Origin of the sequence: Solidesulfovibrio sp. (genome assembly GCF_029978005.1) — a bacterium.
GTDB lineage: Bacteria > Desulfobacterota > Desulfovibrionia > Desulfovibrionales > Desulfovibrionaceae > Solidesulfovibrio.
In genome coordinates, this window is the sequence record NZ_JARKOZ010000132.1 from 1 (window position 1) to 12,029 (window position 12,029).

Annotated in this window: 7 protein-coding genes; 4 read left to right on the forward strand and 3 right to left on the reverse strand. The window is 67.9% G+C overall.

Going from position 1 to position 12,029, the window contains the following annotated elements:
• A partial coding sequence (gene lon, locus Q1K70_RS14965) for an endopeptidase La (protein WP_300161145.1) occupies window positions 1-1,413 on the forward strand: 1,413 nt, incomplete at its 5' end.
• 110 nt (window positions 1,414-1,523) lie between these two features.
• Here the strand turns inward: lon and Q1K70_RS14970 are convergent.
• Genes Q1K70_RS14970 through Q1K70_RS14980 form a run of 3 tightly spaced genes read right to left on the reverse strand, consistent with a single transcriptional unit; the run spans window position 1,524 to window position 3,408 of the window.
• Window positions 1,524-1,817, reverse strand: coding sequence for a nucleotidyltransferase domain-containing protein (locus tag Q1K70_RS14970; RefSeq protein WP_300161147.1), 294 nt, complete (start codon window positions 1,815-1,817; stop codon window positions 1,524-1,526).
• Window positions 1,810-2,229 (reverse strand): nucleotidyltransferase substrate binding protein, encoded by a 420-nt coding sequence (locus Q1K70_RS14975; RefSeq protein WP_300161149.1) that lies wholly within the window; start codon window positions 2,227-2,229, stop codon window positions 1,810-1,812. The genes Q1K70_RS14970 and Q1K70_RS14975 overlap by 8 nt, the downstream gene beginning before the upstream one ends.
• A gap of 15 nt (window positions 2,230-2,244) precedes the next feature.
• Window positions 2,245-3,408 (reverse strand): HD domain-containing protein, encoded by a 1,164-nt coding sequence (locus tag Q1K70_RS14980; protein WP_300161151.1) that lies wholly within the window; start codon window positions 3,406-3,408, stop codon window positions 2,245-2,247.
• A 61-nt stretch (window positions 3,409-3,469) separates the two neighbouring features.
• On the opposite strand from Q1K70_RS14980, the gene Q1K70_RS14985 reads away from it, so the two are divergent.
• The 3 genes from Q1K70_RS14985 (at window position 3,470) to Q1K70_RS14995 (ending at window position 11,856) form a co-directional block, all read left to right on the forward strand.
• The gene (locus tag Q1K70_RS14985) at window positions 3,470-4,420 is read left to right on the forward strand and encodes a biotin--[acetyl-CoA-carboxylase] ligase (RefSeq protein ID WP_300161153.1); all 951 of its coding nucleotides are present in this window, start codon (window positions 3,470-3,472) and stop codon (window positions 4,418-4,420) included.
• Between the two features lie 69 nt (window positions 4,421-4,489).
• Window positions 4,490-8,185, forward strand: a complete 3,696-nt coding sequence (locus Q1K70_RS14990) for a pyruvate carboxylase (protein WP_300161155.1) — start codon at window positions 4,490-4,492, stop codon at window positions 8,183-8,185.
• 74 nt (window positions 8,186-8,259) lie between these two features.
• Window positions 8,260-11,856, forward strand: coding sequence for a PEP/pyruvate-binding domain-containing protein (locus Q1K70_RS14995; RefSeq protein ID WP_300161157.1), 3,597 nt, complete (start codon window positions 8,260-8,262; stop codon window positions 11,854-11,856).
• Window positions 11,857-12,029: the final 173 nt, after the last annotated feature.

The following is a 12,029-nucleotide window of genomic DNA, read 5'->3' on the forward strand; positions in this document are numbered from 1 at the left end:
CTGGCCGTGCAGAAGCTCGTCGAGCGCATCAAGGGGCCGATCCTGTGCCTGGTCGGGCCTCCGGGCGTGGGCAAGACGTCGCTGGCCAAGTCCATCGCCAAGGCCATGGGTCGCGAGTTCGTGCGCCTGTCTCTCGGCGGCGTGCGCGACGAGGCCGAGATCCGCGGCCACCGGCGCACCTATGTCGGGGCGCTGCCCGGCAAGATCATCCAGTCGCTCAAGCGGGTGAAGTTCAACAATCCCGTCTTTTGCCTGGACGAAGTGGACAAGATGAGCACGGATTTCCGGGGCGACCCCTCGGCCGCCTTGCTCGAAGTCCTCGATCCCGAGCAGAACTACGCCTACAACGACCATTACCTCGACCTGGACTACGACCTGTCCAAGATCTTCTTCATCACCACGGCCAACTCCCTGCACTCCATTCCGCTGCCCTTGCAGGACCGCATGGAGATCATCCGCATCCCGGGCTACCTGGAGACGGAGAAGCTGCAGATCGGCCGCCGGTTCCTGCTGCCCAAAAACATCGAGCAGCACGGGCTCAAGGACGAGAACCTCGATTTCGCCGACGAGGCCCTGCTCGAGGTCATCCGGCGCTACACCCGCGAGGCCGGCGTGCGCAACCTGGAGCGCGAGATCGCCTCGGTGTGCCGCAAGGTGGCCCGCAAGATCGTCGAGGGCAAGAACGAGGACGAGGTCCACGCCATCGCCAAGGACAACCTGGAATCCTACCTCGGCGTGCCCAAGCACCGGCACGGCGAGATGGAGGCCGCGCCGCGCGTGGGCCTGTGCACGGGCATGGCCTATACGGAAGTCGGCGGCGAGATCCTCATGGTGGAAGCGGCCATCATGCCCGGCACGGGCAAGGTGGAGATCACGGGCAAGCTCGGCGAGGTCATGCAGGAGTCGGCCCGGGCGGCCCTGTCCTACCTGCGTTCGCGCTCGGGGCTCTACGGCCTCAAGCCCGATTTCCACAAGGAGATCGACATCCACATCCATGTGCCCGAGGGCGCCATTCCCAAGGACGGCCCCTCGGCCGGCATCACCCTGGCCACCACCATCATCTCGGCGCTTTTAAACATTCCGGTGCGAAACGACATCGCCATGACCGGCGAGATCACGCTGCGCGGCCGGGTGCTGCCCATCGGCGGGCTGCGCGAGAAGCTCCTGGCCGCCCACCGGGGCCTTATCCGCACGGCCATCATCCCCTCGGAAAACGAGAAGGATTTGAAGGACGTGCCCGAGACCATCCTGAACGACATGGAGATCATCAGGGTCGAGAGCATGGACGAGGTGCTCTCCAAGGCCCTGGTCTGTGCCGAGCCGGAAAAGGTCTTCTGCCGCCGCGACGAAAATTCCGTGCCGTTGGCGGAATCGCTGCTCAAAGAGGAGTACCGCCCCGAGCCGCGGCATTGAGCGGGGAGGGAAGAACGCCTCCGGCGGCCAGGAGGGGGACCTCCCCCTCCTGGACCTCCCGAATGGGGAAAACGAAGGGCTGCGGCAGGGATGCCGCGGCCTTTTCGCGTTTAGAAGAGGGGGAGGGCGTGGGCGTCGATGACGGCGCGGAAGGTCGTCGAGGCGGCGTGGTAGTCCACCACGTCGACGGAAAACGGCAGGTCCGAGGCGGAAAAGGCGTCCTTGGCCGCCTCGATGCGGGCCGGGGGCAGGGGGGCCCCGCCCCGCACGGCCAGGTCGAGGTCGGAATAGGTCCGCGCCGTGCCCCGCGCCCGGGAGCCGAAGACCAGGACCGCCGCCCCGGGGAAGTGGGCCGCCGCGATGCGGCGCACGACCTCCAGGTGCTCCGGGGAAAGGTCAATCATTGCGCCTCTTCAGCCCTTCGAGCAGGGCTCTGGCCTCGGGCAGGAAGTCCGAGGCCGCCTCGGACACGTCCTGGGCCGTTCCGCCGTCGTAGGTGTGGGAAGTGCGGTTCCTGGCCTCGCCGTAGCCGAACCAGGGCAGGGGGTCGGCGATGAGGCCGTGGCGGGCGGCCAGGCGGAAAAGCTCCTTGCGGGTGCGCGGGAAATCCGCCTCCTCGGGCGTGGCGTTCTCGCGCAGCCAGCGTTGGAGGAACTTCCAACACAGTTCGTAAGCCACCTCGAACTGCTGGATGACGCCGGCCCGCACGGTCTCGGCCAGGGCCGCGTCGCCGGACGGGTCCAGGCGCGCCGCCGCGTCCACGGCGCGTCCCAGGGCCTCCACGGCCTTGGCCAGGCTCGTCAGGTCAAGGGGCATGTCGGCCTCCTTCCGTTACAGGCTCTCCCCCGAGCGCTCGGGCGCGGCTTCCCGGGCCTTGTCCGCCTCGGTCAGCTTCTGGCAGCGCAACTGGCGCAGCTTCTCGCCCGAGGCCGGGCCGCGCATGCGCTGCTTGCCGGGCAGGTGCACGGAGAGCATGGTCGTCAGGTCGCGCTTGGCCAGGGGCCAGACGTCGTGGCCGGAATCGGCGCGCACCACCTCGAACAGCGGCTCCACCATCTCGTGCTTGTGCAGCCAGGCCAGCATGTCCACCCGCGTGGCCGGGCGCAGCTCGCCGTAGCGGGCGGCCTTCATGTGCAGCCGCGCCGCCGCCACTCCGGCCTCGCGCACCCGGTTGGGGAGCTTGAGCCGCCGGCCGAGCTCCTCGGCCACCTCCGCCCCGGCGTCGTCGTGGCCGAGGTGGCGCGGCCACTGCGCGCTTGGCGTGAGCGTCTTGCCGAGGTCGTGGCACACGGCCATCCAGCCGGCGATGGGCTTGCCGGCCAGGGTGTCCACGAGCTCGCACATGTGGTCGAACACGGTGTTGTCGCCGTGGTTCTCGGGCGGGCCGGCCGGAATATGGAGGGCGGCCTCGAGTTCCGGCATCCAGGGCAAAAGGCAGCCGGTCTCGGCCAGCAGGCGGAAAAACCGCGACGGCCTGGCCGCGTCCAGGGCCTTGCGCACCTCCTGGGCCACCCGTTCGGCGAAGATGTCGTCGAGAGCCCCGCAGGCGGCCACGGCCCGCATCTGGGCGGCGAGCTCCGGGTGGGCCGAGAAATCCGGCAGCGAGGCCGCGAACCGGGCCGCCCGGTAGACCCGCAGCGGGTCGTCGAACATGGACGTCTCGCCGCAGGGCCGCAGCACCCGGTCGCGCAGGTCGGCCAGGGCCAGGGGATGGAAGTGCAGCCGGCCGGCGATCTGGCGCGAATCGCCCATGGCGATGGCGTTGATGGTCAGGTCGCGGGCCAGCAGGTCCTCATGGATGTCGTCCCCGCGCGGCCAGGCGTACTGGGCGCTGCCCAGCATGAAAACCGGAAAGGTCTTGCCGACTTGGCGGGCTCTCCGATATCTTCTCACGAACGCCTCCGGCGTGGCGTCGACGATGAGATAGTCCTGATCCACAACGGGGCGGCCGAGCAGGATGTCGCGGACCGCGCCGCCAACGAGATACCGTTTCATGCATGACTCCGGCGCGGACATTGTCCCAAACGCCGTGAAAAATCCAGCGGGCAATGCGGCCTTGACGGCAAACCCCTTCGCACGGGGCGGCGTGTGGCTGTGGCGCGACGGCGCGCCGGGCCTTGTCGGCCCCCTTTCCCCCGACCTCCTGGCCGGGGCGCATCCCTTGTGGGCGGCCGACGCGGCCCGTCTCGGGCCGTGGCGCGAGGTCCGCCTCGGCCCGGAGCACGGGCCGGCCGCCGGCGCGTGGCTTGCCGCCCTGGCCCCGGCCGGCCAGTGCGCCGATCCGGTCCTTCTGGTCGGCCCCTGCGGCTCCAGCCTCGACGTGGCCCGGGCCCTGGCCGAGGCCGGGCTCCTGCCTCCCTTCGCCTCGGTCCTGGCCCTTTCCCAGACCGGCGGCCGGGGCCAGATGCGGCGGCAATGGGTCTCGCCGCCGGGCAATCTCTACGCCGCCCTGGCCTGGCCGGTCGACGCCGGGGACCTGGGCGCGGCCGCGCCGGTGGTGGTGGGGGCCTGCCTGTCCGACGCGCTCCATGCCCGGGGATTCGACGCCCGGGTCAAATGGCCGAACGATCTTCTCGTGGAGGGCCGCAAGGTGGGCGGCATCCTCGTCGAGGAGCGGGGCGGGGCGGTCTTCGCCGGCATCGGCCTCAACCTGGCCAGCGCCCCGGACCCGGCCGCCCTGCGGCGGGACCGGGCCGCCGAGGCCGCCCATCTTGGGTCGTTTGGCAAGGTTCCCGGCGCGGTTACGTTATGGGTCGATCTTGTGAAGTCCGTGCAAACCTGCTATCGGCAGTGCGTTGCGGTATCGGGCTCCAAGGCGTTGTCCCGTTTTCTCGAAGGCCGATTGGCCTGGCTCGGCAGGGACGTGCGCGTCAGCGAGGGCGGATCGCGCGAATTTCGGGCGCGCATCGTCGGATTGGCCGAGGACGGGGGACTTCGGCTGCGGCGGGACGAGGCGGGCTCAGGGCAGGTTTTGACGCTTCACAGCGGGAGCATTTCCCTCCTTTGATGCCGGCCCCCGCCGGACCGTCACACTGAGACACCGGGCAAGTTCGCCCCCAGGGGTTATGAGGACAGCATGATCGCCAAGACGTTTCTGGAAGTGCTTTCCGAGGTGGAAGGCAAGAAGATTCTCGTCGCCAACCGGGGCATTTCCGCCCGGCGGGTGCTGCGTTCCATCCGTGAACGGCTGCGCGCCGTGCCGGTGCTGACCGTCACCGACGTGGACATGACTTCTCCGGCCACGGCCGGAGCCCACGAGCTCATCACCCTGGGCGCCGATCCCCGCGCCTATCTCGACATCGACACGGTCATCAAGAAAGCCAAGGCCCACGGCGTGGTGGCCATCCACCCCGGCTGGGGCTTCGCCTCCGAGGACTGCGAATTTCCGCGCAAATGCGCCGAGGCCGGCATCATCTTCATCGGCTCCTCGGCCGAGGCCATGAAAAGCCTCGGCAACAAGGTCGAGGTGCGCCGCCTGGCCATGAACCTGGGCATCCCGGTGGTGCCCGGCTCCGAGGGCTCGGTCTCCATCCCCGAAGCCCGGGAGATCGCCCAAAAGATCGGCTTCCCCATCATGCTCAAGGCCGAGGGCGGCGGCGGCGGCCGGGGCATCTACGAGATCTATTCCGAGGCCCAGCTCGAATCCGCCTTCTCCAAGGCCTCGGCCATGGCGCAAGCCTCCTTCGGCAACCCGCGCCTGTTCGTGGAGAAGCTCCTCACCTCCGTGCGCCACATCGAGATCCAGGTGGCGGCGGACATGCACGGCAACGTCTTCGCCTTCGACGAACGCGACTGCTCGGTGCAGCGCAACCACCAGAAGCTCGTGGAGATCACGCCCTCGCCCTGGCGCGGCATGACCGACGAGCTCAGGCAACGCCTCAAGGACTACGCCGAGCGCCTGGTGCTCGAGACGGGCTACTATTCCCTGGCCACGGTGGAATTCCTGGTCGACGAAAACGGCGAGCCCTACTTGATCGAGGTCAACACCCGCCTGCAGGTCGAGCACGGCATCACCGAGTGCCGCTACGGCGTGGACCTGGTCGAGGAGCAGATCAACATCGCCTTCGGCGGCAAGCTGCGCTTCAACTGCGGCGACACCCAGCCGTTTCTGCACGCCATGCAGCTGCGCATCAACTGCGAGGACCCCAAAAACGGCTTCTCGCCCAACGCCGGGCTGATCGCCCGCTACCTCTCGCCCGGCGGCCAGGGCATCCGCCTGGATTCCTGCCTGTCGGCCGGCTACGAATTCCCGACCCAGTACGATTCCGCCGGCGCGCTGCTCATCTCCTACGGCCGCAACTGGCCCAAGGTCGTGGCCGTCATGGAGCGGGCCCTTCGCGAGTACATCATCGGCGGGCTCAAGACGACCATCCCCTTCCACCGCCAGATCCTGCGCAACCCGGACTTCAACAAGGGCGAGTTCGACACCAAGTTCATCAGCGCCAACCCGTACCTGCTCAACTACCTGGACGAGGAGCCCGAGGCGCTGCGCCTGTCCTGTCTGGTGGCCGACATCACGGCCCGGGGCTACAACCCCCACGTCATGCTCGGCAAGTACCGGGGGCGCGGCGACTACCGCCTGGGCCGGTTCAAGCCCTACCTGCCCGACGCCGATTTCCGCAAGCACGAGAGCCCCTATCCGCGCGGCGACCGCCAGGGCATCCTCGACGTGGTGCGCGATTCCGGCAAGGTCCATTTCGTGGACACCACCTGCCGCGACATCACCCAGTCCAACAGCGGCAACCGCTTCCGCCTGGCCGAGGACGAGCTGGTCGGCCCCTACCTCGACAACTGCGGCTTCTTCTCGCTGGAAAACGGCGGCGGCGCGCACTTCCACGTGGCCATGATGGCCAACATGACCTACCCCTTCACCGAGGCGGCGGAGTGGAACCGGTTCGCGCCCAAGACCCTCAAGCAGCTCCTTATCCGCTCGACCAACGTGCTCGGCTACAAGCCCCAGCCGCGAAACCTCATGCGGCTTACCGGCGAGATGATCTGCGAGCACTACGACGTCATCCGCTGCTTCGACTTTCTCAACCACATCGACAACATGTATCCCTTCGCCGAGGTCGCCCTGTCGCGCCCCGGCGTCATCTTCGAGCCGGCCATCTCGTTTTCCTACGCCAAGGGCTTCGACGTGGAGCACTACCTCGGCGTGCTCGAGGCCATCCTGGACCAGGTGGCCAAGGCCGGCGGCATGACCAAGGCCAAGGCCGCCAAGAGCATCATCCTGTGCCTCAAGGACATGGCCGGCATGTGCCCGCCGCGTTTCGTGAGGGCCATGGTGGCCGCCATCCGCAAAGCCTACCCCGAGCTCGTGCTCGACTACCACCGCCACTACACCGACGGCCTGTTCGTGCCGGCCGTGGGCGCGGCGGCCGAGGCCGGCTGCCACATCGTGGACACGGCGCTGGGCGCCTCGGTGCGCTGGTACGGCCAGGGCGAGGTGCTCGGCACCGCCGCCTACATCGAGGAGGACCTCGGCGTGCCCGTGGCCCTGACCAAGGCCGACAAGGACATGATCCGCAGCGCCAACTTCGTGCTCAAGCAGGTCATGCCCTATTACGACCGCTATACCGCCCCGTACTTCCAGGGCATCGACTACGACGTGGTGGGCCATGCCATGCCCGGCGGCGCGACGTCCTCGTCCCAGGAAGGGGCCATGAAGCAGGGCTACATCCACCTTTTGCCCTACATGCTCCAGTTCCTGGCCGGCACCCGCAAGATCGTGCGCTACCACGACGTCACCCCGGGCTCCCAGATCACCTGGAACACGGCGTTTCTGGCCGTGACCAGCGCCTACAAGGCCGGCGGCGAGCGGGCGGTCAGGGACATGCTCGAAGTGCTCGAAGCGGTCTCGCAAAATTGCGACGAGTGCCTGACCCAGGCCGCCAAGCACGACCGGCTGCTGCTCTACGCCAACTGCAACGACGCCTTCCGCAACCTGCTGCTCGGCAAGTTTGGCAAGATGCCCCTTGGTTTTCCGCCGGACTGGGTCTATGAGAGCGCCTTTGGCGCGGACTGGAAGCAGGCCGTGGCCGAGCGCACCGAGGACTCGCCCCTGGACAGCCTGGGCGAAGCCGACATGGAGGCCGAGATGGCTTCCCTGACCAAGCAGATCGGCCGCGAGCCCACCAACGAGGAGTTCGTGCTCTACCTCAACCATCCGGGCGACGCCCTCAAGACCATCGAATTCCGCAAGAAGTTCGGGGACCCCAACAAGCTGCCCCTGGACGTCTGGTTCGAGGGCCTGGAGCCGGGCGAGGAGCTGCTCTTCTCCGACAGCCAGGGCAAGCCGCACCACATGGCCATCATGAACATCTCCCAGCCCGACGTCAGCGGCGCGGCCACCGTGCGCTACGTGCTCGACTCGGAGATCCTGACCCACCAGGTGCAGATCGCCGCGCCCCAGGGCGGGGCCGCGCCCAAGGTCGAAATGGCCGATCCGAAGAACCCCTACCATGTGGGCGCGCCGGTTTCCGGCGACCTCTGGGTCATGCAGGTCAGCCCCAACGACTACGTCAAGGCCGGCGAGGAGCTCTTCAACATTTCGGTCATGAAGCAGGAAAAATCCGTGTCGTCGCCCATCGACGCCACGGTCAAGAGGGTGCTTAAAAGCGCCGACTACGCCAACGATCGCAAGATGGTCCCGGTTAAGGAAGGCGAGCTGCTCGTGGAGCTCGGCCCCGTGACGAAGGACTGTCCGTCCTGCCGTCAGCCGGTAGCCGACGAACATTACAAGTATTGCCCCAACTGCGGCGAACAGGTTTAGATTTCGCCACGAACATCGAACGGCGGCCGGCAGACGGAACCCGCCGCCGACCCGGAAGAGACAAGGAGGGGAGAATGGCCAAGAACAACGCCAAGGATACGCCGCGCCAGGAGGACGCCACGTCCGCCACGCCCGCCAAGAAGGGAGACGCGGCCCTCGATACCGCCACCACGCTCATCCTCACCGGGGCCGACATCGTCGGCATCGGCGAAGAGGCCGAGATTCTCGTCGGCGGCAAGAACTACAACACGGCGCTCATCAGCCAGATCGCCGGCATCCGCGCGCCCCAGTTTCGGGCCGTGTCCTCCGTGGCCTTCCATCGGGTGCTCGACGAGACCAAGGTCAATGCGGCGCTGATCCGCGAGGTGGTCAACGACGGCTACCGCCGGGTCAACTGGAACGACGAGGAAGTCAACAGCGATCCCGAGTACGTGAAAAACCTCGTGCGCGACCTGGCCGAAGAGGCCAGGACCAAGATCGCCGACGCCCCGGGCTCCTCCATCAAGCTGCGCACCTTCATCAACAACGTGGTCGAGGGCTTCGCCACCTCCCCCGAAGGCATCGACCAGCTGCGCAAGCGTTCCGTCCTCGTCCAGGTCGCCATCCTCTCCGTCGACATGCCGGCCGGGGTCCGCGAGGCCGTGTCCAGCGCCTACAACGACATCTGCCGCGACGCCGGACTCGAGGACGTGCCCGTGGCCGTGCGCTCCTCGGCCGCCGGCGAGGACAGCCGCAAGAAGGCCTTCGCCGGCCTCCAGGACACCTATCTCAACATCGTGGGCGCGGCCCATGCGGTCAAGGCCTACCAGTGGGACTGCGCCTCGGCCTACAACCTGCGCTCCATGACCTACCGCCGCGAGGCCATCCTCGACGCCGTGGCCCTGGCCGAACGCACCGGCGACGACGCCATCGCCGAGACGGCCAAGCAGGAATGGGCCATCGAGAACACGTCGCTGTCCGTGTGCATCATGCGCATGATCAACCCCGTGATCTCGGGCACGGCCTTCGCCGCGGACACGGCCACCGGCTGCCGGGGCACCTCGCGCAACGACCTGGTGTCCATCGACGCCAGCTACGGCCTCGGCGAGGCCGTGGTCGGCGGCATGGTCACCCCGGACAAGCTCTTCGTCTTCCAGCGCGACGACGGCTCCGAGGTCGTCATCCGCAACATGGGCTACAAGGACAAGAAGATCGTCTACGATGACAAGGAAGGCGGCACCAAGCTCGTCAAGGTCTCCGACGAGGAGGCCTACCGCTGGGCCCTGTCCCTGGCCCAGGCCGAGGAGGTCGCCCGGGGCGTGCGCGCGATAAGCGTCGCCTACGGCGGCTGCATCATGGACACCGAGTTCTGCATCGACCAGTCCGACCGGCTCTGGTTCGTGCAGGCCCGGCCCGAGACCCGCTGGAACGAGGAGCTCGAACGCCACCCCCACACCATCTTCATGCGCCGCATGGAGGTGGACAAGAAGGCCGTGGCCGCGGCCGAGGTCATCCTCGAGGGCAACGGCGCCTCGCGCGGCGCGGGCCAGGGCATGGTGCGCTTCCTGCGCTCGGCCCTGGAGCTCAACAAGATCCAGAAGGGCGACATCCTGGCCGCCGAGCGCACCGACCCGGACATGGTGCCGGGCATGCGCGTGGCCTCGGCCATCCTGGCCGACGCCGGCGGCGACACCAGCCACGCCGCCATCACCTCCCGCGAACTCGGCATCCCGGCCGTCATCGGCATCCAGCGCGCCGAGACCCTGCGTTCCCTGGACGGCCAGTACGTGACCGTGGACGGCTCGCGCGGCTGCGTCTACCGGGGGCTTCTGCCCCTGCAGGAAGTCGGCGGCGAGATGGACCTGTCCCAGCTTCCCAGCACCAAGACCAAGGTCGGCCTGATCCTGGCCGACGTGGGGCAGGCCCTTTTCCTGTCGCGGCTGCGCAACATCCCCGATTTCGAGGTGGGCCTTTTGCGCGCCGAGTTCATGCTCGGCAACATCGGCGTCCATCCCCAGGCCCTGGAGGCCTACGACAACGGCACCCTGCCGGCCCTGATCGACAGCAAGGTCAAGGAGCTCGACGCCAAGCTGACCAAGATCGTGCGCGAGCAGCTGGCCGCCGGGTTCATCAACGTGCAGATCAAGCTGCGCGGCTACGTCGGGCTCATCACCGGCCTCGCCGCCGAGCTCGACGCCCTGGCCGACCACGCCGGCGCGCGCGGCACCGACGAAGTCATGGCCGTGCACCGCCAGATCCGGGATCTCGAGAAAAAGCTCGACCACCACCTGGAAGAGGTCACCCGCCGCCTGGACCTGCTCAAGACTTCGGCCGACCTGGCCACCCACGTGGCCATCATCCTCGGCTACTGGGACGAACTCCAGGAAAAGGCCACCGATCCCGACGCGGTCAAGCGCCGCTACGAGATCAAGGCCCGCATCGAGGAACGCGTGGCGGCCGTGGCCGAAGAGCCCATGGTCAAGGACACCCTGTCCAAGATCGCGGCCATGCGCCAGGAAGTGGCCCGCCAGGTAGGCATCAAGGGCCAGATCGACGACCTCCTGGGCCTTTTGGCCAAGATTCGCAAGCAGCTCTTCTCCCGGGGATTTCGCAGCGGCAAGGAACTCTACGTCCAGACCCTGTCCCAGGGCCTGGGGCTTTTCGCCATGGCCTTCCACGGCAAGCCCATCCTCTACCGCACCACGGACTTCAAATCCAACGAGTACCGGAACCTCCTCGGCGGCAACCTCTTCGAGGCCCTGGAGGACAACCCCATGCTCGGCTACCGCGGCGTGTCGCGCAACATCCACGACTGGGAGATCGAGTCGTTCAAGCTCGCGCGCGGCATCTTCGGCGGCAAGAACCTGCACATCATGCTGCCCTTCGTGCGCACCGTGGAGGAGGCCACCTCCATGAAGCGCTACCTCGAGCGGGTGCACAAGCTCTCCTCCGGCGACGAGGGGCTCAAGATGTTCATCATGTCCGAGATCCCGAGCAACGCCATCCTGGCCAAGCAGTTCATCCAGGAGTTCGACGGCTTCTCCATCGGCTCCAACGACATGACCCAGATGGTGCTCGGCACCGACCGCGACAACCCGGCCCTGCGCCACATCTACGACGAGGAGGACCCGGCCGTGGTCTGGGCCCTGCTCGTGACCATCTTCGCCGGCCAGAAGTACGGCAAGAAGGTGGGCTTCTGCGGTCAGGGCGTTTCCAACAGCGTGATCCTGCGGGGGCTGGTCGCCATCGCCGGCATCGTGTGCGCCTCGGTCGTGCCCGACACCTACTACCGCACCAAGTTCGACATGGCCCACGTGGAGGCCGAGGAGATCCCGGTCAGCCGCCTGGGCGAATGGCTGGGCATCCAGCACCTGGAGCGCCTCAAGGGCGTGCTGCGCGACAACAAGTACGAGCACATCGCCAAGAAGTACGACACCGCCGCGGACATCAAGGACTGGTACGACGGCGAGCTGACCCGCCTGGCCGAGCAGCTCCGGGAGAACCTGGAGAGTCCCAAGGCCTACTTCTACCGGCAGGAGATGGAGGCTTTCCGCCGCCTTTTCCACAAGCCGGTGCTGTACGCCACCTGGGACTGGCCGGGCACGGTCTACGACGCCCTGCGTCAGGCCGGCTTCGACTCCTTCAAGGACCAGGCCGAGGCCCTGGCCGCGCAGCGCCTGAAGAAGTGGTAGGGCGCGGACGGAAAGGAAACAGGAAGAAGCCTCCGGCGGGGGGGGGGGGGGGGGGGGGGGGGGGGGGGGGGGGGGGGGGGGGGGGGGGGGGGGGGGGGGGGGGGGGGGGGGGGGGGGGGGGGGGGGGGGGGGGGGGGGGGGGGGGGGGGGGGGGGGGGGGGGGGGGGGGGGGG

What these genes read in the sequence shown, in the direction of transcription:
- Q1K70_RS14970 (WP_300161147.1), bottom strand. Translation starts at nt 1,817, where the DNA reads ATGATTGACCTTTCCCCGGAGCACCTGGAGGTCGTGCGCCGCATCGCG.
- Q1K70_RS14975 (WP_300161149.1), bottom strand. Translation starts at nt 2,229, where the DNA reads ATGCCCCTTGACCTGACGAGCCTGGCCAAGGCCGTGGAGGCCCTGGGA.
- Q1K70_RS14980 (WP_300161151.1), bottom strand. Translation starts at nt 3,408, where the DNA reads ATGAAACGGTATCTCGTTGGCGGCGCGGTCCGCGACATCCTGCTCGGC.
- Q1K70_RS14990 (WP_300161155.1), top strand. Translation starts at nt 4,490, where the DNA reads ATGATCGCCAAGACGTTTCTGGAAGTGCTTTCCGAGGTGGAAGGCAAG.
- Q1K70_RS14995 (WP_300161157.1), top strand. Translation starts at nt 8,260, where the DNA reads ATGGCCAAGAACAACGCCAAGGATACGCCGCGCCAGGAGGACGCCACG.